This window comes from Ruegeria sp. R13_0, from assembly GCF_017743995.1.
GTDB lineage: Bacteria > Pseudomonadota > Alphaproteobacteria > Rhodobacterales > Rhodobacteraceae > Ruegeria.
In genome coordinates, this window is sequence record NZ_JAGHRB010000002.1 from 383,755 (window position 1) to 405,859 (window position 22,105).

Annotated in this window: 18 protein-coding genes and 1 pseudogene; 9 read left to right on the forward strand and 10 right to left on the reverse strand. The window is 55.9% G+C overall.

Translation table 11 applies throughout. The annotated features are described in order from the left end of the window. Positions 1-21: 21 nt before the first annotated feature. Complete coding sequence (gene dctP, locus J7394_RS04180; protein ID WP_170523676.1) at positions 22-1,089, forward strand: TRAP transporter substrate-binding protein DctP; 1,068 nt, start codon at positions 22-24, stop codon at positions 1,087-1,089. A gap of 73 nt (positions 1,090-1,162) precedes the next feature. Then, positions 1,163-1,867, forward strand: coding sequence for a phytanoyl-CoA dioxygenase family protein (locus tag J7394_RS04185; RefSeq protein ID WP_209251169.1), 705 nt, complete (start codon positions 1,163-1,165; stop codon positions 1,865-1,867). A gap of 4 nt (positions 1,868-1,871) precedes the next feature. On the opposite strand, the gene J7394_RS04190 is transcribed toward J7394_RS04185, so the two are convergent. Next, positions 1,872-2,342: a tetratricopeptide repeat protein gene (locus tag J7394_RS04190; protein ID WP_209251170.1), complete on the reverse strand. Its 471-nt coding sequence runs from the start codon at positions 2,340-2,342 to the stop codon at positions 1,872-1,874. A gap of 45 nt (positions 2,343-2,387) precedes the next feature. On the opposite strand from J7394_RS04190, the gene J7394_RS04195 reads away from it, so the two are divergent. Then, complete coding sequence (locus J7394_RS04195) at positions 2,388-3,629, forward strand: cytochrome-c peroxidase (protein ID WP_209251171.1); 1,242 nt, start codon at positions 2,388-2,390, stop codon at positions 3,627-3,629. A gap of 392 nt (positions 3,630-4,021) precedes the next feature. Here the strand turns inward: J7394_RS04195 and J7394_RS04200 are convergent, their stop codons facing one another. Next, entirely contained in the window at positions 4,022-4,978 is a 957-nt protein-coding gene (locus tag J7394_RS04200; protein WP_371811940.1) for an ROK family protein, read from the reverse strand. Positions 4,979-5,035: 57 nt separating this feature from the next. Further along, a pseudogene (locus tag J7394_RS23110) lies at positions 5,036-5,233 on the reverse strand (winged helix-turn-helix domain-containing protein); the annotation flags it as partial. Positions 5,234-5,409: 176 nt separating this feature from the next. Between J7394_RS23110 and J7394_RS04205 the strand changes: the two are divergent. The 4 genes from J7394_RS04205 to J7394_RS22860 all read left to right on the forward strand — a co-directional run bounded on the left by J7394_RS04205 (position 5,410) and on the right by J7394_RS22860 (position 9,066). Next, positions 5,410-6,429, forward strand: coding sequence for a sugar ABC transporter substrate-binding protein (locus J7394_RS04205; protein WP_209251172.1), 1,020 nt, complete (start codon positions 5,410-5,412; stop codon positions 6,427-6,429). Between the two features lie 116 nt (positions 6,430-6,545). Then, the gene (locus tag J7394_RS04210; protein WP_209251173.1) at positions 6,546-7,616 is read left to right on the forward strand and encodes an ABC transporter permease; all 1,071 of its coding nucleotides are present in this window, start codon (positions 6,546-6,548) and stop codon (positions 7,614-7,616) included. Further along, positions 7,616-8,398, forward strand: coding sequence for an ATP-binding cassette domain-containing protein (locus J7394_RS04215; protein WP_170429655.1), 783 nt, complete (start codon positions 7,616-7,618; stop codon positions 8,396-8,398). Before J7394_RS04210 ends, J7394_RS04215 begins: the two co-directional genes overlap by 1 nt. A 323-nt stretch (positions 8,399-8,721) precedes the next feature. Beyond that, the gene (locus J7394_RS22860) at positions 8,722-9,066 is read left to right on the forward strand and encodes a hypothetical protein (protein ID WP_247748034.1); all 345 of its coding nucleotides are present in this window, start codon (positions 8,722-8,724) and stop codon (positions 9,064-9,066) included. A 587-nt stretch (positions 9,067-9,653) separates the two neighbouring features. Here J7394_RS22860 and J7394_RS04225 read toward each other — a convergent pair. The 7 genes from J7394_RS04225 to J7394_RS04255 form a co-directional block, all read right to left on the reverse strand. Beyond that, entirely contained in the window at positions 9,654-10,709 is a 1,056-nt protein-coding gene (locus J7394_RS04225) for an ABC transporter ATP-binding protein (protein WP_209251174.1), read from the reverse strand. Beyond that, a complete protein-coding gene (locus tag J7394_RS04230; protein WP_371811932.1) occupies positions 10,709-11,956 on the reverse strand; it encodes a hypothetical protein in 1,248 nt (415 codons plus the stop codon). The genes J7394_RS04225 and J7394_RS04230 overlap by 1 nt, the downstream gene beginning before the upstream one ends. A 5-nt stretch (positions 11,957-11,961) precedes the next feature. After that, a complete protein-coding gene (locus tag J7394_RS04235) occupies positions 11,962-13,170 on the reverse strand; it encodes a carbohydrate ABC transporter permease (protein ID WP_209251176.1) in 1,209 nt (402 codons plus the stop codon). Beyond that, positions 13,170-14,405, reverse strand: coding sequence for a carbohydrate ABC transporter permease (locus J7394_RS04240; protein ID WP_209251177.1), 1,236 nt, complete (start codon positions 14,403-14,405; stop codon positions 13,170-13,172). Before J7394_RS04240 ends, J7394_RS04235 begins: the two co-directional genes overlap by 1 nt. 58 nt (positions 14,406-14,463) lie before the next feature. Next, positions 14,464-15,819 (reverse strand): ABC transporter substrate-binding protein, encoded by a 1,356-nt coding sequence (locus J7394_RS04245; protein ID WP_209251179.1) that lies wholly within the window; start codon positions 15,817-15,819, stop codon positions 14,464-14,466. A gap of 21 nt (positions 15,820-15,840) precedes the next feature. Then, on the reverse strand, positions 15,841-16,971 hold the full coding sequence (locus J7394_RS04250) for a LacI family DNA-binding transcriptional regulator (protein ID WP_209251181.1): 1,131 nt from the start codon (positions 16,969-16,971) through the stop codon (positions 15,841-15,843). A gap of 714 nt (positions 16,972-17,685) precedes the next feature. Continuing rightward, on the reverse strand, positions 17,686-18,948 hold the full coding sequence (locus tag J7394_RS04255) for a replication initiation protein (protein ID WP_209251183.1): 1,263 nt from the start codon (positions 18,946-18,948) through the stop codon (positions 17,686-17,688). Positions 18,949-19,528: 580 nt separating this feature from the next. On the opposite strand from J7394_RS04255, the gene J7394_RS04260 reads away from it, so the two are divergent. Together J7394_RS04260 and J7394_RS04265 are read left to right on the forward strand one after the other, a co-directional pair. Further along, positions 19,529-20,914, forward strand: a complete 1,386-nt coding sequence (locus tag J7394_RS04260) for an AAA family ATPase (protein WP_209251240.1) — start codon at positions 19,529-19,531, stop codon at positions 20,912-20,914. Beyond that, a complete protein-coding gene (locus J7394_RS04265; protein ID WP_209251185.1) occupies positions 20,907-21,974 on the forward strand; it encodes a ParB N-terminal domain-containing protein in 1,068 nt (355 codons plus the stop codon). The genes J7394_RS04260 and J7394_RS04265 overlap by 8 nt, the downstream gene beginning before the upstream one ends. Positions 21,975-22,105: the final 131 nt, after the last annotated feature.

Here is a 22,105-nt window from a genome sequence, read left to right on the forward strand (position 1 = left end):
AGTTCCACAGGGAGGAAACGCATGCTCAGAGACTTCATCAAAACCGCAGCGGTGGCCACATCGCTTGTGGCAGCATCCGCCATGGCCGCCACGGCCGCCGACTATACGCTGCGCGCCACCGCCAACTCGAACGAAAATGACGAAGACTATGACGGTCTGATCGTTTTCAAGAACTATGTCGAGGCCGCCTCGAACGGCGCGATTGAAGTCGAGCTGTTCATCGGAACGCAGCTGTGTTCGAACGGCGCGGAATGCCTGCAAGGTGTAGCAGAGGGTCAGATCGATATCGTCATCCAGACCTCAGGCGGCACATCGGGCATCTTCCCTTTCGTTCAGGTGCTGGACCTGCCCTATCTGATGTCAGATGACCGCGTCGCCGAAGCCGCGCTGGCCAATGGCTCGCCCTTCGTAACAAAGATGCAGGAAATGGTCGCCGAGAACTCGGGCGGCGCACTGCGTCTGATGACCATCGGAAACACCGGGGGCTGGCGCAACTTTGCCAACACCCAGCGCCGCATTCAAAGCCCAGGCGACATGGAAGGGTTAAAGATCCGGACCGTGGTCGCAGACCTGCCGCAGGAACTGGTGAAAGCACTCGGCGCGGCTCCGACGCCGATCCCGTGGCCGGAACTGTTCACCTCGTTCCAAACCGGTGTCGTTGAAGGATCGAAGAACGGCATCACCGACATCATGAGCATGAAGTTCCCAGATGCCGGTCTGAAATACGTCACTCTGGACGGGCACGCCTATATGGGGGCGCTGTGGTTCATGAACAACGAGAAGTTTATGTCGATGCCGCCCGAGCTGCGCAATGTCATCGTCGATGGGTTCTATCAACTGCAGCAGGCTACATTCGCCTCGCCCAAGCGCAAGTCGATCCAGGCTTATGAGGAATTCGTGGCCGAAGGCGGCGATCTCTATGTGCCAACACCAGAAGAAAAGGCCGCATTCAAGGAAGCCGCCGCTCCTGTTTACGATTGGTTCAAAGCCAATGTAGACGGCGGGGAAGCAGCCTTTGACGCCTTGGCGGCAGCGGTTGCTGAGGCCGAAGCCGAGATTGCCGCGACACGCGCAGCTGAAACGCAGTAGAGCGGTCTGACACAACAACCTTGCGCGCGGCGCCGTCGCGCGCAAGGTTGCCCCCCTCGCCGGAGAAACCCTTATGCTCGACCAAACCGATGCATTTCGCCGCCAAGGTTACCTCGTGTTCGAAAATGCACTCAGCCCGGAAGACCTGCAGATGCTGCGCAGCACCTGCGACACGCTACTGGAAGAGCCTGCCCACGATGGCGGCGGCAACGTGCACAAAATCGGGCTGGGAGACGCACGCCGCTTTCTGCGCCATCGTCATGCCGAGTTTCCGTCGCTGGAGAACTTCCTGCTGGGCAAAAAAATCGCCGAGATTACCAGTGTTTGCGGGATCGAAGAACCGATGCTTTTTAACGAACAGTTTGTCGTCAAAGGCGCGGGCAAAGGTGCGAGTTTTGCTTGGCATCAGGACGGGGCCTATGTCGGCTTTGACCACACACCTTATCTGACCATCTGGATCGCAGTAGACGATGCAACCGAGGAGAACGGGTGCGTCTACATCCTGCCGCGTGACCTGGACGCCGAACCGGGACTGGACCCGCACGAATGGCAGAACGACAGCAACGAACTCAACGGATATTTCGGCACGGAAACAGGCACTCCGATGACCTGCAAGGCGGGCACTATAGTGGCATTTTCCAGCCTCACGCTCCACAGTTCAGGTGCTAACACAACCGACAGCCCGCGACGGGCTTTTGTTTGCCAATACTCCTCAGGCCCAATTATCGACCCTGATACAAACGCCCCGAAGCGGTTTGCGAAACCGTTGCGGGTTTGACCTGTTACCTAAAAGGGTACATCCACCCTTTGTAATCATTGACCAAAACATGCGCTCTTTCGATCTGCTCCGGCGACATTTTTTTGACCACTTCCTCAAGGCTGATCGCCGCGTCGGGGTCGCCGCCAATGGCGCTGAGCGTGTACCACATGTATGCGCGCACCAGATCGGGCGCAGGCATACCCAGACCCAATTCATAGTACCAGCCTACGCCCGACTGCGCCCCCGGGTGGCCTTTCATCGAGGCGCGCAGATACCATTCAAAGGCCCGCTCGTAATCCTGCTCGACCCCGAGACCCAGCCCGTACATCACGCCGATCAACTCCTCAGCCTCGGCGTTGCCCGAGCGCGCGGCTGGAAGAAGCTCCTTGCGCGCGGCTTCAAACTGTCCGGCTTCCATCATATCGCGGGCTTGCTCCAGTTCCGCCAGAGCCGGAGACGCAAATATGCAAAGGGCAAAAACAAGCTGACGCATGGGTTGGTTGCTCTCTTCTGGGTTGGGGCCGCTGCGGCACAAGATTTGCCGCGCCCGCTCACCGATGATGACTTTATCCCATTTGATATGGAACAGGCTGCCGTTGGTCATCAACTGTTTTACGACCCGATCCTGTCGGGTAACCAGAACATCAGCTGCGCCCATTGTCACCACCCGGATTTCGGCACCTCGGACGGGTTGTCACTGGGCATAGGAGAAGGCGGACGGGGTTTGGGGCCGGACCGCACACCCGGCACCGGAGCAGACAGAATACGCAAACGCATCCCTCGCAATTCTCCGGGCCTGTGGAACCTTGGGGCTAAGGAAATTCACACAGTCTTTCACGACGGCAGACTGAGTATTTCAGACGTCTACGGCAACGGCTTCAATTCCCCAGCGCAGGAGTGGCTGCCCGAGGGCCTGAATTCACTACTGGCAGCGCAGGCTCTGTTTCCCTTGACCTCACAATTCGAGATGGCGGGCAATGTGGCCGAGAACGAGGTCACTGGCGCGGTGCATGATCGGATGGACAAAGGCTGGCCTATTCTGGCAAAACGCGTCCGCACCGATCCACGCTATGGCCCTGCCGTCGTCGCCGCGTTTGATGAGGTCGAGACGACAGAAGACATCACGATCACGCAAGTCGCCAACGCTCTCGCCGCTTTCATGGCGATCGAGTGGCGGAGCACCGACAGCCCGTTTGACCACTACCTCGCGGGTGACACGAATGCCCTTTCGCCAGCCCAATTGGATGGGATGAAGCTTTTCTACGGCAAAGCCCGCTGCTCAAGCTGCCACGCCGGACCTCTCATGTCAGATCAGAAGTTCCATGCTTTGGGTTTGCCGCCCTTTGGACCAGGCCGCACCCGGCAGTGGGATCCCTTCGTCCGAGATGTCGGCCGCATGGGTGAAAGCAACCGCCTAGAGGATGCCTATAGGTTCCGCACCCCTATGTTGCGCAACGTTGCCCTGACCGCGCCCTACGGTCACAATGGTGCCTTCCCCGATCTTGAAAGCGTCATTCGCCATCACTTGAATCCGCAGGCAAGCCTGGACAACTGGAGTCCTGAAATGGCTGCATTGCCCGAGGTGCCTTGGTTGCAGAAAACCGATTTCATAGTTTGGGAGGACGACTATGAAATGGAACGTCAACGCAACAAAAGTGACATTGTTCCGATCCAACTCACAGAGTTGGAAATTCAAAACCTGATTGCTTTTCTGCATTCATTGACAGGTATCAGCGTAGATTCATTGAAGTTCGGAGTGCCGAACGGTTTTTTGCCTTAGCCATCCCTCCCATCGAATAGGCACTCTCAGCGAAATCGTAAATTGGTGTCCTTTTTGAGGAGATCTCGGGATAAATGACTCAGTGCAATTATCTACCTCAAGCCGCGCCCCTTCCATCTGCAAACCCTCTGGGAAGGTCCGTATCACGCGGCTCAGAACCATTTAAACAAGCAATACCTCAAACTGCGTCTGCGGGCTGGTTGCGGCGGTTGAATCGACTACAGCGTATTTATCCAATGGAAAGGGCTGCCTCGGGAGGATGGCCCAAAGCCGACGCGCGCCTGTCTAAATTGGTGTCGCACCGCAAATGTATCCAAGCGGCTGTTGTAGTGTCTCCAGATTGAGGATCAGTAGCTCTTTCCAGACTAGGAACTTGCGCCCTTGATCTTTGGCTACATCCCAGAAAGTCCAGCATTGGTGTTCAATAGAAACTGGCGGAAAATTGGGCTGCTTGCCGCTCCGATACCGCGGGCATTTTCTCCAACAGCTGCAGCTTCAACAACCGGAGGAATTAAACCGCGTTTGTCTTGATTGGCCAGGTAACGACGAACCCGTGCAACAAGCTCTTCCCGAATCTCAGGTGGGAATGCACCGTCAATGAAAATCGCCTCAAAATCTATGACCGCGCAAATAGACAGCGCAGCCTTGGCCAGTTCTTGTGCCGTGGTACCGATCCAGGGTTCGACATAGCGAGAAATGCTGCTCCAATCCTGCGGCTTCTTCCACAAAATTACCGGATCAATACCCGCTTCTATCAGCCTGTCCTCGAGCAGAAACAGCGATGCAGTGTCAATCAGTTGCTGGCTTTCACCCAACGGACCCGTTGTCCGCATGGCGCCCAAGGCACCGGCGTTGCCTTGGTTGCCCTCAAATACGGTGCCATTCAAGGCAACGCCTCCGCCAATCATTGAGCCGATGAAGAAATAAAAATAGTCCCGATACTCGGCCCCGCGGCCATAGAGATGTTCGGCGTGACACGCGGCCGTCGCGTCATTGACCACAAAAACCGGCAGGTCGCTGAACTTGGCCACTTCGGAAAAAAAGTTCACGTTTCTCCAGGATTTGAATTTCTGAGCGGCAAGCCCAGACAGGTCGTGCCATTTCCACAGCTCGAACGGTGTACCGATCCCGATCCCGCATACACGGTCGCGAAGCTTCTGGGGCTCTTTGGCCAGAAGCTCTTGCAATCCTTCCTCCAAAAAACCGAACACAGCTTCGGGCAGCGGGTAGTCATAAGTCGTCGAGAGCTGTTGGCGTGGCTTACCGGTGAAGTCGATCAAAAGAAGATCGGCGCTGCGGCGACCGATCTTCATTCCCACCGACAGGATGCCTTCGGGATTGAATTCCATGGGGATCGAAGGTTTCCCAACTTTGCCCTTCAACGGCGTCCCACGTTTGAGAATCTCATCCTTTGCGAGCTTACGCAGAATGATCGAAACGGTCTGCGGCGACAGGCCCGTCAGTCGCGCGACATCGGCCCCGGCAGCAGGTCCATGCCGTTGTAAAACCGTCAGAATCAGGCGTTCGTTGTGATCACGAACACCGCTTTGGCTTACCCCGCCGGTTAGTATTTTTAGCGCCTCTCTTTCCATTACCCTAAACATAAACACCTTGTTTTCTTATGAAAAGATGCGCCGCCAAATTAATAAATAAACTTTATTTATTTATTGACACAGAGGCTAGAATCACGGTTTCTTGAGCAAGACCTTCATTGGAGGATGGAGGCGCGCCTTGTCGCTAATTCGCGCGGGGCCACAACAATTTTCTGGGAGGAGACTAAATGAGAAGTCTATTTAAGATTGCCGCATCCGCCACAGCGCTGACTTTGGCTGCCGCATCTGCGCACGCTGCCGGGGAAACCGTCTGCCTGATTACCAAGACCGATACCAACCCCTTCTTCGTTAAGATGAAAGAAGGTGCGACCGCCAAGGCAGAAGAGCTGGGCATGACACTCAAGGCGTTTGCCGGCAAGGTTGACGGCGACCATGAAACTCAGGTCCAGGCTATTGAGACCTGCATTCTCGATGGCGCAAAAGGCATTCTGCTGACGGCATCCGACACCAGCTCGATCGTTCCCGCGGTCAAACAGGCCCGTGATGCAGGCGTTCTGGTCATTGCGCTGGATACGCCGTTGAGTCCGATTGACTCGGCGGACGCGACTTTCGCCACGGACAACTACAAGGCTGGTCTGCTGATCGGTCAATGGGCGAAGGCCAAAATGGGCGACGCTGCAGCAGATGCCAAGATCGCGACACTGGATCTGAACGTCAGTCAGCCGACGGTGGACGTTCTGCGCAATCAGGGTTTCCTCGACGGGTTCGGTGTGGACCTGGCGGACCCGAATGTCATCGGTGACGAAACCGATGCGCGTCTGGTCGGCAGCGACGTAACCGACGGCAACGAAGAAGGCGGCCGCCGCGCGATGGAAAACCTTTTGGCCAAGGATCCATCCATCAACGTTGTTCACACGATCAACGAACCGGCCGCTGCGGGCGCTTATGAGGCGCTGAAATCCATCGGGCGTGAAAACGATGTGCTGATCGTTTCGGTCGACGGCGGATGCCCCGGTGTCCAAAACGTCGAAGCCGGTGTGATCGGTGCGACAAGCCAGCAGTACCCGCTATTGATGGCGTCGCTTGGTGTTGAGGCCGTGAAGAAATGGGCCGAAGAGGGCGTGAAGCCGGAAAACACACCTGGCAAAGACTTCTATGACACGGGCGTAGCGCTCATCACCGACCAGCCAGTTGATGGGGTTGAGTCGCTGTCGGTCGCAGAAGGCCTGGATCTCTGCTGGGGCTAAAGACAGCTCTTTAGGTGAGGCGCGCCGCAGCGCCTCATCAATCCTTTCACCAGCAAACCGAAACTTCCTGTACACTGATTTCGTGGACGCGATGCCAGCCACGAAAAGGGGGAGATATGTCTGAAGCAAACCAAAACGCCCAGGAATTCGAAACCGCCGCCAACGCGTCAGAAACCGTTGCGGAGTTTGAAGATCACCGGCGTGGTGTTCTGGGGAAGTTGCAGCATCTTCTCCACGTCAATCCATCCTTTGTGCCCTTGATCGTTCTGGTTGGCGCGATCATAATTTTCGGCCTGCTACTGGGATCAAAATTCTTTTCACCCTTTGCGATGACGCTGATCCTGCAGCAGGTTCAGATCGTCGGCATCGTGGCCGCGGCACAAAGCCTTGTCATTCTGACTGCCGGCATCGACCTAAGCGTCGGTGCAATCATGGTGTTTTCATCCGTCATTATGGGTCAGTTCACCTTCCGCTATGGCATCCCCGTGCCCATTGCGGTGATGTGCGGGCTGGCAATGGGAACCCTGATCGGGGCTCTCAATGGATGGCTGGTCAGTCGCGTAAAGCTGCCACCATTTATTGTCACGCTCGGCATGTGGCAGATCGTTCTGGCGACAAACTTCCTGTATTCCGCAAACGAAACAATTCGCAGTCAGGATATTGAGGCCAACGCCCCGTTCCTGCAATTCTTTGGAACAAAATTCAGCGTCGGTGGCGCGACCTTCACGGTTGGCGTGATATTCATGCTCGTTCTGATTTTCGTGCTGGCTTACGCGCTCAAACACACGGCCTGGGGTAGGCATGTCTATGCGGTGGGGGACGACCCTGAGGCCGCAGAGCTATCTGGTGTGAACGTGCACAAAACGCTGATGTCCGTATATATGTTGTCCGGTCTGATCTGTGCTTTTGCGGGCTGGGCGCTGATCGGGCGCATCGGGTCGGTTTCCCCAACATCCGGTCAATTGGCCAATATCGAAAGCATCACTGCGGTTGTGATTGGTGGTATATCATTGTTCGGTGGACGAGGCTCCATTCTGGGGTCCCTGTTCGGGGCTCTCATCGTCGGCGTGTTTACTCTGGGGCTCAGGCTTCTGGGCGCGGACGCACAGTGGACCTTCCTGCTTATCGGACTCCTCATCATCGCAGCCGTCGCAGTCGACCAGTGGATCAGAAAGGTATCGGGCTAATGTCAGACACAACTCCAGTCGTCCAAGGCCGCGGGATCGTGAAGCGCTATGGCCACGTTACCGCCATCGACCATTCCGATTTTGAACTGCGGCAAGGCGAAATCCTTGCGGTGATCGGAGACAACGGCGCGGGCAAGTCATCCATCGTCAAGGCGATCTGCGGTGCCACGATCCCTGACGAAGGCGAGATCCTCATAGAAGGCAAAAAGGTCAACTTCACCTCGCCGATCGATGCCCGGAATATGGGGATCGAGATCGTCTATCAGCAGCTTGCCATGTCCCCTGCCCTGTCGATTGCAGACAACATGTTCATGGGGCGCGAGATTCGCAAACAGGGATTCATGGGCAAATACATGCGTCAGCTGGATCGGCCTGCCATGGAAAAGTTCGCCCGCGAAAAACTGACAGAGCTTGGGCTGATGACCGTGCAGTCAATCAATCAGGCGGTAGAGACACTATCCGGCGGCCAGCGCCAAGGCGTTGCCGTTGCGCGCGCAGCTGCCTTTGCGACCAAGTTCATCATCATGGACGAACCGACGGCGGCTTTGGGCGTGAAGGAAAGCCGCAAAGTGCTTGAGCTGATCCAGGACGTAAGGGCGCGTGGCATTCCGATCATCCTGATTAGCCACAACATGCCACATGTCTTCGAAGTCGCCGATCGCATCCATGTGCACCGGTTAGGCAAACGTCTTTGTACGATCGACCCCAAGGATTATACGATGTCCGACGCCGTGGCCTTCATGACTGGTGCCAAGGAACCCCCAAAAGAGGACGCAGCGTGATCGAACAGGATGCAAAGCAAGTTTGCGACATGATCTCCTCCCGGAGGCAGGTTGGGGTTCGGACGATTGTTGCAATCGCCGGCCCCCCTGCATCCGGAAAGTCGACCTTAGCGGAAGCCGTCGTGCAATCGCTGAACGCGCAACAGAGGTCCGCGGTTCCTTCGGCCACGCTGGTACCCATGGATGGCTACCATTTGGACAATCGCGTTTTGGAAACACGCGGCTTACGGGCCAAAAAAGGTGCACCGGAAACCTTTGATGCAGTTGGGTTTTGTAAGGCAATTAAGGCACTGCAATCCGCGCGACATGAAGTCTTTCATCCCATGTTCGACCGCCAAATGGACCTTGCCATCGCCAATGCAATTGCGGTTCACCCTGAAACTCCGATCGTAGTTGTGGAAGGAAACTACCTTTTGATGAAAAGCGACCCGTGGACGACGTTGGAGGATGTTTTCACCGCAACGGTTTTTGTCAGCCCCACATTGGAAGAACTCGAAAGCAGATTGCGGCAGCGCTGGATTAAGCACGGATTTGACCCGGAAACCGCGCTACAACGCGCGAAAACCAACGATCTGCCCAACGCAGAACTTGTCATCCGTGACAGCCGGAAGGCCGATCTTACATTGAGCCAGAACTACACCGAATTCGGGATGCGCTACGTGTTCTGAACCCGGGCATAGGCTTCCCCCATCCTTTTTAGCAGCAACTCCATGCGGGTCGAGGTGCAATCTAACGGAAGCGTCGCAAACTATCAGACCCTACATGCAAACACGCGTGGTCTGGCGTTTTCCACATCCTGTAGTTCTTTCTGCCGTATTCTGCGTGGCATTGAGTATTTCATGGCCGCAAACGGCGTGCAGTCAGACCACGGCACTCTCAAGAGGTGGGTCATTGAGTATTCGCCAATGATGGCTATGCGCGCATTTGAGAAGTGAACAAAATCCACAATCAGTTTGGTTGCTCAGCCAAAACCCAAACGGTCAGGGCCAAGTGTTTGAACAGCGTGGTCGAGCAGGATCATCGCCTTAAAAAGTGTTGCACACGGCACATGTACGCGTTCCGATCTGCCTCGGCTGCATTGGACGGTATTGAGATCCCCAACATGATCCTGAAGTGGCAATTCTCCAGCTCCACATCGGCTGGTTTTCGGCTATTTGCCGAGATCGCAGGATAGACGCGTCCAGTAAGTCGCTGGCTCTGGCTGTTCCATAAGTTTGCGACACATCCCTAGCCACCTCAAAAGTGTCACACCCGTTCATCGGGGACTGATTGTCTGCCCCGCCGCATCGAAAAATTGCAGTTTCTCGGGTGCAAAATACAAGCCGATTTGCGCTCCGGCTTTGATCTGCGTGTCCCCGCCAAGGCGAACCGTCACCTTCTCTTCAAACCCGCAATCGACGATAACGAACATATCGGCGCCAAGATACTCGACCACCTCGACCTTTCCGTCGCTGTGACCCGAGCCAGGTTCGACCACACTGATATGTTCCGGGCGGATGCCCAGCATCGTGGCTGTACCAGTCCGATCAAACGGGCCGCCTCCACCGTTCTCCAGCTGAAACTGATCGCCAGACACGGTGCAGGGAATAACGTTCATTTTTGGACTGCCGATGAACTGCGCCACGAACAGGTTGGCGGGGCGTTCGTATAGTTCGCGTGGAGTCCCGACCTGTGCAATCTTGCCGAATTCCAGCACCACGATACGATCAGCCAGTGTCATCGCTTCGACCTGATCATGAGTCACATAGATCATGGTGCGGTTCAGGCTCTGGTGAAGCTTGGCAATCTCATACCGCATCTCGACCCTAAGAGCGGCGTCTAGGTTGGACAGCGGTTCATCGAACAGGAATGCGGTGGGGTCACGCACAATAGACCGACCGATCGCCACGCGCTGACGCTGGCCACCGGACAGGTCTTTAGGTTTGCGCTCCAAATAAGGTTCCAGCTTGAGCACCTCGGCGGCTTTACCCACGCGTTCGGCGATTTCACCCTTGGATACGCCCGCCACTTTCAGCGAGAACCCCATGTTTTCGGCTACCGTCAGGTGAGGATAAAGAGCGTAGGACTGGAACACCATGGTCAGCCCGCGCTTAGAGGGCGGATTGTCGGTGACGTCATCCCCATTGATCAAAAGTGACCCGCGCGAGATGTCCTCGAGCCCACCGATCATCCGCAACAGGGTCGATTTACCACAGCCCGACGGGCCTACGAAGACTACGAACTCACCCTCTTCGATCTTTAGGTCGATGCCTTTGATCACCTGCACTTCGCCGAACCATTTTTCGACGGAATTGAGCTCAATGCTGCCCATCAGTTCCTCCCTGCCCAATGCAGCCAGACGGCAGCGGTCCATGTGAACGAGTTGCCCCCGGCAGGACTGCCGGTAATCGGGTCGTAATATTCGGCAAAGCCCTGGCCAGCGATCAGACGACCGGTTTTCAGGCGTAGTGCTTCGGCCTCAACTCCGTGGCCCATATCCTTCAGACCGAACCCCGTCAGCATGTTCATGAACGCCCATGTTGGCCCACGCCAATATCGGCGTTCGTCAAACTTGGGCGATTTGTGATCATAGCTAGGGATTGGGTGCGGGACCGTGGTCAAAACAGTTTTCAAACGGTCCAACATTTGCTGAGATTCAATGCCTGCATACCAACACAGATAGCTCGCATTTGAGACGCTTTCAGCCCATTTGCCCGTATGCGCATTTCGTGAATCAAAGGTGCCCAAAGCCTCGTTCCACAGTGACTTTGCGCCTGCCTCGAGCCGGTCTACGTCTTCACCGAGGCCTTCGGCACTGATCCCCAACTCCTCACTTATCGCCAGCAGATCGCGGGCGGCGCGTAGAGTTGTGAAACTCATCGTCGGATCGGCGACGCGGAACGGGTTCTTCTCCATCAATTGCTGCTGATCCCAGCCCGCTTCACGTCCAATCTGGACCAGTTTGATGTAGCGGTCATAGTCGTATTTGGTGGGCCTGTCGGCGCTGTTGACGTGGCTAGTGTCGCGACGCTGGTATTCGCCCACGTCTGAGGCATCAATGCTCGCCATTGCGTCGTCCCAGTCCGGTGCATTGTCGCGCCCAGCCTCCCAAGGGTGGGTGGTGCAAACCGCGCCGTGGTCATCGAGACGCCATGTCATGAACCACCGATGCCAGGCCAGCATAGCGGGGAACAGGGCGCGGAGGCGGGCTTCACCAGCCGCGCGGTCTTTCTCCCATACCCGCCGGGCCATGGTAGCCGCCAGCGGTGGCTGGGTTACGCCAGAGGAGGCAATCGGCCCGATGCCGCCCCAGACATCCGGTCCTGGGAAATAGCCCGGATCCGTTTTGTGGAACAGGATGTGGGGGACCATGCCGTCCTCCCACTGGCCCGAGAACAGCGTCACAAGCTCAGTCCAGGCGCGGTCGATATCGAACTCGGCAAAGCCCAGCGCGGCGATCGCGCTGTCCCAGTTCCATTGGTAGGGATAGAGCCCGCTGGTCGGGATCGTATAGCCACCCCGATCATTGGCGATCAGGATATTGCGTGCTGACTCTGTCGGCGAAGTAAAGTGGTTCATTTCTGTCATCCTTTGACCGAGCCAGCCGTCAGGCCTTTGGTCATGAAACGTTCAAGCCCCAGGAACAGGGCCATGATTGGAACAGTGGCAATCACCGCGCCAGCCATGAGGTGTTGGCGAGGGATTTCCGAGGAGTTCAGCATTGTGACGCCTCGGGTTAGAGTGAATTTCGAGGGATCATCCAGCAGCATGAAGGCCAGTAGGAATTCGTTCCAGGCGATCATGAAGACATAGAGCGACACCGAAGCCAGCGCCGGCAGGCTGAGCGGCAGGGTGATCTTCCAGATCACCGCCAAGCGCGAGAGACCATCCATCAAGCCAGCCTCTTCCACCTCGGTCGGGAGTCCACGGAAATACCCCTGCAGCATGTACAGCGCGACCGGGATCGTGGTGACCGGGTAGATCATGACGATGCCTAGGATCGAGTTGCGCAGGCCGGTCAGCGAAAAGGCGATATAGATCGGCAGCGCCAGAACGATCATCGGCACCATGTAGATCAGCAGGATCGAGCGCGAGAACGCCTTTTGCCCTTTGAACCGGAACCGCGCGACCGCATAGGCCCCCGGAATGCTGAAGGCCAGTGTGATGAAGACCGTCAGAACCGAGACGTAGAAGGATGTCCACAGGTACGAGCCGAAATTGAAGTCGCGGAACAGTTCCGTATAGCTGCGGAATAGCGCCCAACCCTGATCCAGATCCAGCGAGAAATCCAGCGGGTTCTGCAACAGCGCCTGCTGCGATTTCAAGCTGGTCATCACCATCACGTAGAAGGGGATGACCACGATGGCCGTGAAGAAGATATAGCCGAAACCGGTACAGAACCGGATCACGGCGTCTTCGAACTCGTGACGGGTCAGTTCGCCAAAGGGCAGCTCTTTCAGGATTTCAGCCATCGAAAGATGCATCACCACGGCGATCGAAACCACGGTGGCCGATAACGCCAGCAGAGTTGTGTCCGAGCCGATCAGAACCGGGCCAAAACCGGTCAGGCAGGTCAGACCCAACAGGGCCGACACGCCCAGACGCGCCGTGGCATGACGAACGGGAAAGCGGACATACGCCAAACCGGCCAACGCGCCCCAGATCAGGCTCAGCAGAACCTGCGGACGGAAGGCCGCACCAGTGGCGAAGGACATTGTGACCGCGATGGTGGTAGCAATCACCACCAGCCACAGCGCGCCCAGGATTGGGCCGGTGATATACCCTTGACGCATCACAGACCCTCCTCACGGCTGATGAATTTGAAGAAGACAAAGCTGAAGGCGATCAGGCACATCAGGATCACCACGGCCACAGCCGCGCCTGCCCCAATGTTCGACACCGCAAAGGCCTGTTCATAGACATTCACAGTCAGCGTGCGGGTGCCCGCGTTACCGCCGGTCAGCAGGAAGATGTCGTCGAACTTGTTGAACGTCCAAATGAAGCGCAGAAGGAACAGGACCGACAGGATGCCCAGCAATTGCGGGATGCTCAGCAGCCAGAACTTCTGGAACGGTGAGGCCCCATCCATATCCGCCGCTTCGTACATGCTGGAATCGATGGACTGCATCCGCGCCAGAATGAACAGGAAGGACAGCGGGAAGTAACGCCAGATTTCAAAGACGGTGACCATGATCAACGCCAGTGGGCGTTCCCCGAAGAAGTTGATCGGCTCGCTGCTCAGCCCCATCTGCACCAGCAGCGCATTGGCCGAGCCCGAGAAGGGGTCGAACAGCGTGACCCAGGTAAAGGCCACGGCGATGACGGGGGCAACGTAGGGAAACAGGTAAAGACCCCGGATAATGCCCTGCCCCTGGAAGCTTTTGTTCAGCAAAAGGGCGGCGAACAGGCCCATGACCAGCGCGCCGATGGTGCCGAAGACAGTGTAGAACAGGGTGACCCAAAGCACGCCCCAAAACTCGTCGCCGTCAAACACACGGGCGAAGTTCTCGAGGCTGAACTCGAAATTTGTCAGGACACTAGGGCCGCTGCCGGTGACTGTTGGTTCAGACCATTCAACCAGATCTTCGAAGGCGTCCGGGTCGCCATCGACCGCAACGGGAACGCGAATGCGCTCGCGTTGGCCGCCTTCCAGCGTACCAAAGTCGCAGAACAGCTCTTTCCCGTTCAGCACGCAGGGGGCTGCAACGTCGCCAATTGGCGTCACGCCATCGGGCAGGACATCCCGGACTGTCACGCCATCGATCGCAATATCCTGACTGGAGTTGCGCAGGCGGTATTCGATCCGCAGATCATCACCCGATCCGCGCAGACTTTCACGCACGACCGGTGCAGGCGGGCGCAGGTCAGACAGGGTGAAGGGTTTAAAGCTGATCCAGAAGATCGCCAGCAATGGCAGGATCACAACCAGCGATACACTGATGATGGTCGGAGCCAGCAGCGTCCAAGCCAGACGCGCCTCGCGTTTGGCTAACGCCCCGGTTCCTGTCGGTGGGGAGGCCGAAGTCATGGGTTACCTCGAAGGGTTTAGGGGCAGCGGCGCGCACGCCGCTGCAGGTGCCGGGTGGTTATTGAACCTTGGCCAACTCTTCGTTCATCGCCGCAATGGCTGCGGCCGCGTCGATTTCGTCGTCAATATACTGGCGAACGACGCGGTTTATGGCCTGGCTGTTGATCATCTTCGATGCCAGCGCCAGTTGGCCTTCGGCCACGCCCCAGCGCTGCGCCACATCCAGACCGCCGACGATCTCGTCGATCATGGATTGTTCGTACAGATCACCCAGGGGCGCTTTGCGGTCGACACCAACAGGCAGCTCTGACCAGGCTTCCGAGAACGCGGTCGGGTTGTCGGCATTGCCACGACGGACCGGGAACTTGCCCTCAGGCGCGATTGCCAGCGTCTGGGTGTAGCCGTCGTCCATGGCGAATTTCACGAACTCCATCGCCGCATCGGTATCGGCGTCGTTGGTGATGCCGAAGTACCGTACATCCCCCCAGGCCGCACCATCGGGATTCGACGGGCCGGACAGTTTGGTCACGATGCCAGTCTTGCTGGCCAGATCGCGCGAGGTCGGGTCGTCATTGATGGTTGGCGGGGCGCTGTCACGCAGACCGGCCAGTTCGTCAAGGATGAAAGGCGACCAGATGATCATTGCGGCCTTGCCGTCGAAATACAGCTCGCGCGATTGCTTCCAGAAAAGTTCACCCGGAGGCGACGCCTTGGAGATTGCTTTGTAGAAATCCAGAACCTCAGTGGTCTTGGCTTCGTCCAGCGGCTGGAACCCGTCGGGGCCAACGGGCGAGACGCCATTGGCGAGGAAGACATGTTCCAGCACCTGGCTCATGAAGTTCTCGTCAACCTTGGTCGCCGAGACAAAGCCGTACATTTCCGGCGGGTTGTGTAGGGCCTCAAGCGCGGCCTGAATATCGGCAAAGCTGTTGGGGGCTTCCAGACCGGCCTCTTCGAACAGGTCCTTGCGGTAAACGACCATCTGGGTCCAGCCATCAACCGGAACCGAGGCGGTTTCGTCGTTGAATGCAGCCATCGCCAAGGCACCGGGGGCAAAAGTGTCAGCGCCCAGTTCTTCGATCACTTCAGTCGCGGCTTCGGTGTCAAGAATACCGGCCTCGGCCCAAGGCAGGGCATATTGCAGCGTATGATAGACAACGTCCGGCAGGTCGCCCGCAGCAAAGGCGGCCGTCGCGCGCGTGCCCAAATCGCTTTCGGTGACCGGGATCACCTCAACCGTGGTACCGGTTTCGGCTTTAAACTGGTCCGCCATCTCTTGCTGTTTGGCCAGACGTTCAGGTTGCTCCTCGGTGGTCCAAAAACGGATCGTATCGGCCTGCACGGATAGCGCTGTCAGCGCCAGCGCAAGTGACGAGCCAAGCATCAGCTTCGCAGCTTTGGGTGTTAGTTTCATCGGTGTCCTCCCCGGTTATGTTCACGTCAGATGGTTTAGTTTACGCGCCAATTCGTTTGACGTCAGATTTGGTGGCCCGTCAGAGTCACCTTCGATCAGGTTGGCCTCGGCCAGCTCTCGCAAGTCTGCAGCCGCTTCGCCACGGATTTGCCTTATCAGTAGGGTCGCCAGCCGTTCGCCGGCCGCACGAGAATCGACGGAAAATGTCGTCAGTGCAGGGCGCGCGTAACGGCACTCCGGAATACCGTCGTACCCAATCACCGAGATGTCGCGCCCGATCTCGAACCCCTGATCCTGCGCATCTGCGCAGAAGCCCAACGCGGCCAGATCAGTCGCAAAGACAATCGCCGTTGGAGGTTGATCCAAGGCCATCAGCACCCGTCCCTGCGCCGCGCCATCTTCACGCGTGCGCGCACCGTCTTGGATCAGATCCGGATCCAAGGGCAGACCAGCAGCGTGCAAACCTTCGGCATAACCGTCACGGCGTAAATGCGCGTAGTTGAACTTGGGATCGCTGCCGACAAAGCCTATGCGTGTATGCCCCAAATCGCTCAATCGCAAAACGGCGTTACGCATCGCGCTTTCCCCGGCAATGTCGAACCACGAAGTCTCGTCCCAGTTGTTTGGTTGTCCATAGCCGGTGCGCCCATACAGGATATGAGGTACACCAAGACTGCGCAGCAGGCCAATACGTGCATCCTTAACCGCTGTCCGCGGGAGAATGAATCCGTCGGCCTTCCGTTCCTCGTAGAGGCGGCTCAGCACCTTCAATGTGTCTTTTTCGGAGGTCGCCGTGGAAATTGTCATGGTCCAGTCGAGGCTACTTGCCGCTGCGCAAGCTCCGGCCAGAAAATCCTGCAAGAAGGGATTGTGCTGATCCGGCTCCTCGCTGTTGATAACCATAGCTATCGCACGAACTTGTCCTGTTCGGATCGCCTGCGCATGGCTGAGCGGTCGATATCCCAACACCCGAGCCGCTTTTTCAACCCGTGCGCGCGTCGCCGAAGAAATATCTGGATACCCGTTGAGCGCGCGTGAAACCGTGCTTTTGGACAAACCCAGATGCGCCGCCAATTCGTCCAGTTTCACCCGGCCCGTGACGGTTGCGTTACCTGACTGGTCACGCGGTGGATATGAAAGATTCGCGGTCATTCATGCTATTTGTTCGTACCGAAACCGGTTTCGGCAACAAAAAAGTTAAAAAACGTGCAGCTTGGCTATTTTTTGGACGTTATTGAGACTAATCCGGAACATTTAGAGAACACATGGTAGGATTGGTCGTAAAGTCGGAACCAATCGCGTTGGTGCGACCAAGGCGTGCCTGGACTATGACGCGAATGAGTTGATCGCCCAGAGCCAGCGCCATGGTAGATTCTGCTATCCCTAGATTTCAGCGAATACCCGAAAGCCGGAGATTTTTTCGCTAGAGAATTGTTTCGCCCGGATCATGTTGGCTACCTCTATTTCATCCAGTGTGGCTGAAGCCGATCTGAAAGACTTAAACCCGCAAATTTACCGCACGCGCCGTTTGATGAATCCGTAATCTTGCTCGATTGTGTTGTTGAGATATCTAGGCCTGTTCGTTTGGGTGTTGGTTGAGCAGCCGAACCGCTTCTGGATCCAGTTCGCGTCTCGAATGCCAGATGCACTTGCACCGCTCTTCTCTATGAAGACGTTGTTTGCGAAACAACCCCTGGCAAGCTAAACTGCGCATCGATTCCAGTGACGTCGGAGGCATCCCAAAATGGCGTGCAAGCGAACCTTCCTACCACACTTAACTCGCGGCACGCTCCAATCATAACAGTCTATTTTAGCACATTTTGACCACTACAGAAACTGGCCTATGTTTCCGTCAGTTGCCAAAATTCAAACGTTGAATGCCTCTGGCTCAAGATCTTCCCAGAAATCGAAGATAGCAGTGGCGTTCAAGCCTGAACGCCAGCCATGAGATCGAAAATGCTCTCGGTCTAGATCATTGTCCAAACCTGCTAAGAACAACCGCTTGTCTGCATCTCGTTGTGTAGGGTTTCGCCGCGAAACCAGGTCTTCCACGATGGCAAGTTTGCGCGCCCTTGCCTGCCTTTCAGCTGTTCGGGCAGCATATGCCTTTTCTTCTGAGGCTTTTTCTGCGACCCGTTTTCGCGCTGCCTCGATGGCTTCGGGAGTGGGCTCTGGTGTTGGAATGTCTTTCGGATCTTCGTAGTCATCCCGCAGAGCAGCCGACAAGTATCCGACAGTCGATTTTACACCGCCCTGCCCTTTTACGTAATCGAGCTTCTTCTGGACATAATCTTCGCCGTGCTCCGCGATCCATTGCCGCGCTAAGCGATCTGACACACCCTGCTTCCTCAGCGTTTTGTACACTGCGAGATTGCGCACCCCATCACTATCGTCGATCTCAAACATCGCCTTTTGCGGATTGCCTTTGATCAGAAAACGGATGTCGGTGACGGTTCGACCTTTCTTTTGAAACTCGGGCTCGATCAAAATATCCGAGCTTTTGTTCACCTCCGTGACCGCTGGTTTGATGATCTTTGCGTTGAGATGTTTGAAACTGGCGTAGTAGTCGCTGCCATCAACACCCATCAGCTTACGGAACACGTCCAGGGGCCACCAACCAGTCGACCCTGTCCGCACAAATCGGTAGCAGTTTTCATACAAAGCAAGCCCATGCCCGGAACTGAAATTTCGCTGTATCTGCACGTTGATCAGCGCATAGATCTTCGGATCGTACAGTTTTTGCGCCAAGGCGGGTGAGTATGAATACTCGCAAACTCCTCCCTTCAGTTTGGCAAAACTCAGCAGGGATGAAACGCCCCATTCCTGGCGCCCCTGCTCATCCAGCATGTCCCACTCCGCAACTGTTTCCGCCAATGCCCGCAGGCTGGCTCGAAGAGTGTCAAAGTCGTTGGAATTGTACCCAACCATCATAGCAAGCGTTCGCGCATCAATCGTGTGGGACTGCGCGGTCGTCAGGGCATCATAGGCGTTCATCAACAAAACATTCGAAAGCTTTCTCTGTAACAGAGAAAGTTTGCCGCTGATGTGTATCGCTGCGACATTTTTCTTAACAGTCTCTCGACGCAAAGCGCCCGAAAGCTGATCCATGTTCAATTGTGTATCCGGCATGATTCTGCCCGGCTGCTCATTTTGCAGAAGCCTGACACATAAGGTACCTTTTCTTCAATAGTTTTTGGGTACCCAAACACAGGATGAAGGCAATCCCGTATTCAGGTACCTTAAGAATCATGCACGCAAGTTATCCACAGAAATTGAATCAATCCGAGTCCGATCCCGACTTCGTCCCCGGTCCTCAGCGAGAAAACCCATCTAATTAGTGTCTCTTTTCCGCAGATTTTCAGTATCCCGAGAATCAGTCCCCTACTTCCTGATCCTTGGCACCTGATGTACCGTAAACAGATACCTTTGATCCCGTAAAATGGTTCCTTTAGAACCGTAAGTGGGCACTCAAGTGTATCTATTTCATTGTTTTCACTACATTTCTACTCAGTAAAGATTCTAAAACTTCTAAAATACTAAAACGTTTTTTGTGTCGATTTTCTTTGATTTTGAGTGGTTTCGCCACGAAACCGCTTCTAGCTACAATCAACTGTGGAAAAAATACGGGAAGAGGATAGTCATCGCCAACAATGTTCGCTACATTTCCCGATATACGTCGCAAAGACGAACATTTTCTGAGGCATCGACAGTGAGCAAAACCAACCAACCTCCCCTGCCCCCATATTTGAACCTCGATCCGGAAATCGCAGCGACGAAGTTGCCCAATCCTATCGGCACATCTCGATTCGCAAAAGCAGCGGCTTTTTGTGCAAAAGGACGCGAAGACCTTGCCCGCAGAGGCTATGCCCCGGATGGCGAGAAGCGACTGCGCCGATTTTCAATTTGGGAAATCACAAAATATCTAATTCCGGTTGCTCCGGCACATCTGCGCCGTGTTTTAAAAGCGAACCCAGATTTGCCACAAGGCGAAGGTGAGGCAGGCTCTAAGTGGTTCACCCTTGAAGATGTCCTGACGCTGCGCAAGCACTTTGCGGCGGAAGGTGTAAGCACCAAGGAATACCTGCCCTACCGACCCGAAGGCCTGCCGGCCAAGGTTGTAGCAGTGGCCAATTTCAAAGGCGGTGTTGGTAAAACATCCACCGCCGCGCATCTGGCGATGTCCGCTGCCCTGGATGGGTATAAGGTGTTAGTTATCGACCTTGATAGCCAAGGTTCGATGACATCCATACTCGGAGGCCAGGTTGCTGATGAGTGGCAAACCGTCTTTCCTCTGGTCGCCAAAGACTATGCGCGCGCGGTGCAGGAGGAAAATCGCGTGCGCTCGGCTGCGGTACAGCCCGAAATTCCTCTGGATGAGACTCTTCAGGAAGCTTTGAAAACCACGCCTCAGGACGTGATTCAAAAAACGCATTGGCCCAATATCGATCTGATCGGCGCGCAGCTGAACCTATATTGGGCCGAGTTCCAGATCCCCGTCTGGCGTATGGGCCTGAGAAGCTGGCCTTTGTGGGACGGTCTGACGAACTTCCTTCAGGATGAAGGCGTTTTGAATGACTATGACGTTGTCTTCCTCGATACGCCTCCTGCTCTTGGGTACCTAACGATCAATGCGCTGGCTGCGGCGGACATTTTGTTGGTGCCGCTGGGGGCTTCGTTCCTGGAATTCGATTCCACAGGTCGTTTTTTCGATATGCTCTATACGACATTCGCCAGCATCGAAGATGGTGAGAACGCAGCGCAACGTGCGGCGGGTTTACCGGAACTGAAGTTCGAATGGGATGTAGTACGCGCGATCATCACGCGGTTTGACGCGAGCCAGCAGACCGATATGGCAAATGTCATTCAGGCATATTTCGGGGATTTCATGAATGCCTACAGGCAAGACTATACAGCGCTGGTCGGGCAGGCGGGTGAGCAAGTGAACGGCATTTACGAAGCGGATTATCGCGACTTCAACCGCGAGACATATGTGCGCGGACGTGAGACTTTCGACAGAACCTATGCCGAATTCAAAGAAGTTCTGATCGGTTGCTGGTGGCGCGATGCGCAGATGGGAGGACAGGCAGATGGCTAAACGTAGAAGACTGATTGCACCAGATACAGAGGCGCTTGAACAGTTGGAGGCCGGTTTCGCGGCGAAACCCTCAGTTAGCCCGTTTGAGACCAAATCCACTCCACCACCCATCGCCCAAGTCGCAGCCGAGGCAGCATCGCTTGGGGGGATGGCTGCTGTCACAGACCGTGTTGCGCTGGCTCAGGACCAGGGCGATGCTGCACGGTGGCGGGATGCACAAGAGGCCGGGTTGGTGGCCCAGATGCTGCCACTTGACCAGATAGACGCAGATTTCATCCGACGTGACCGCATGGTCGAAGATGAAGAAGCCATGGCAGAGCTTCTGGAATCCCTTCGCGTCAATGGGCTGAGAACACCGATCGAAGTTACTCCCGAAGGGGATGGCTTCGGTCTGATTTCGGGATTTCGACGGCTTGAAGCGTTCCGACGGCTGGCGGGCACGGATTCTCGGTTCGCCGAAATCCCAGCTTTTGTTCGCAACGCGGGGACGGGTCAGGGGGCCTATGTCTCTATGGTCGAAGAGAATGAGCTGCGCGCCAATCTCACGCCGTATGAGAGAGGACGCATAGCAGTACTGGCGGCAGGGCAGGGGGTTTTCCCGTCGACCGAAGCGGCTGTTGATGTGCTGTTCGCTGCTGCGTCAAAAGCAAAGCGATCAAAGGTCCGCAGCTTTGCAATGGTTCATGAAAGCCTCGGCGACCTTCTCCAGCACCCGGTCGCCTTGTCAGAGAAGGCGGGTCTAAAGCTGGCATCGGCCATTCGAAGTGGGGCGCAAGCGGTACTTCGCGACGCTTTGGCAGGGGTAGGTCCGCTGGATGCAAAGGCAGAGTGGGGCGTCCTTGAAAAAGCAATGACTGACTCGTCGGATGCGTCTCAGAGCAAAAGCCGAGGCGGTCGCCCGACAGAAGTTCTACGCCTCCCAAAGAGATCATTGAAAGGCGGAGGAGAGGTCTGGGCAGAAGTCGCATCGGGTGAATTGCGGCTGAAAATCAAAGGTCGTGACCTGACATCGGCAGATGCAGAAGCCTTAGTGAATCAACTTTGTGAGCAATTTGAGTAGGCAATAGGTGAGGTGTATTCTGGGGCAAGAGGCTGTCTAAAACGAAGGTAAAATTGCAAGCTCTTAGTAATGTGCTAAAAGTGAAAATAATGAGCACAATAACTTGTAGGGATGTCCTGTGTTGAGAGGTC

Excerpts from the sequence above, each read along its gene's own strand:
- dctP (WP_170523676.1), top strand. The coding sequence starts at position 22 with ATGCTCAGAGACTTCATCAAAACCGCAGCGGTGGCCACATCGCTTGTG.
- J7394_RS04240 (WP_209251177.1), bottom strand. The coding sequence starts at position 14,405 with ATGACTTCGGCCTCCCCACCGACAGGAACCGGGGCGTTAGCCAAACGC.
- J7394_RS04200 (WP_371811940.1), bottom strand. The coding sequence starts at position 4,978 with ATGGAATTCAATCCCGAAGGCATCCTGTCGGTGGGAATGAAGATCGGT.
- J7394_RS04245 (WP_209251179.1), bottom strand. The coding sequence starts at position 15,819 with ATGAAACTAACACCCAAAGCTGCGAAGCTGATGCTTGGCTCGTCACTT.
- J7394_RS04185 (WP_209251169.1), top strand. The coding sequence starts at position 1,163 with ATGCTCGACCAAACCGATGCATTTCGCCGCCAAGGTTACCTCGTGTTC.
- J7394_RS04235 (WP_209251176.1), bottom strand. The coding sequence starts at position 13,170 with ATGCGTCAAGGGTATATCACCGGCCCAATCCTGGGCGCGCTGTGGCTG.
- J7394_RS04250 (WP_209251181.1), bottom strand. The coding sequence starts at position 16,971 with ATGACCGCGAATCTTTCATATCCACCGCGTGACCAGTCAGGTAACGCA.
- J7394_RS04230 (WP_371811932.1), bottom strand. The coding sequence starts at position 11,956 with ATGAACCACTTTACTTCGCCGACAGAGTCAGCACGCAATATCCTGATC.
- J7394_RS04215 (WP_170429655.1), top strand. The coding sequence starts at position 7,616 with ATGTCAGACACAACTCCAGTCGTCCAAGGCCGCGGGATCGTGAAGCGC.
- J7394_RS04255 (WP_209251183.1), bottom strand. The coding sequence starts at position 18,948 with ATGCCGGATACACAATTGAACATGGATCAGCTTTCGGGCGCTTTGCGT.
- J7394_RS04190 (WP_209251170.1), bottom strand. The coding sequence starts at position 2,342 with ATGCGTCAGCTTGTTTTTGCCCTTTGCATATTTGCGTCTCCGGCTCTG.
- J7394_RS04265 (WP_209251185.1), top strand. The coding sequence starts at position 20,907 with ATGGCTAAACGTAGAAGACTGATTGCACCAGATACAGAGGCGCTTGAA.
- J7394_RS04205 (WP_209251172.1), top strand. The coding sequence starts at position 5,410 with ATGAGAAGTCTATTTAAGATTGCCGCATCCGCCACAGCGCTGACTTTG.
- J7394_RS04225 (WP_209251174.1), bottom strand. The coding sequence starts at position 10,709 with ATGGGCAGCATTGAGCTCAATTCCGTCGAAAAATGGTTCGGCGAAGTG.
- J7394_RS04210 (WP_209251173.1), top strand. The coding sequence starts at position 6,546 with ATGTCTGAAGCAAACCAAAACGCCCAGGAATTCGAAACCGCCGCCAAC.
- J7394_RS22860 (WP_247748034.1), top strand. The coding sequence starts at position 8,722 with ATGTTCGACCGCCAAATGGACCTTGCCATCGCCAATGCAATTGCGGTT.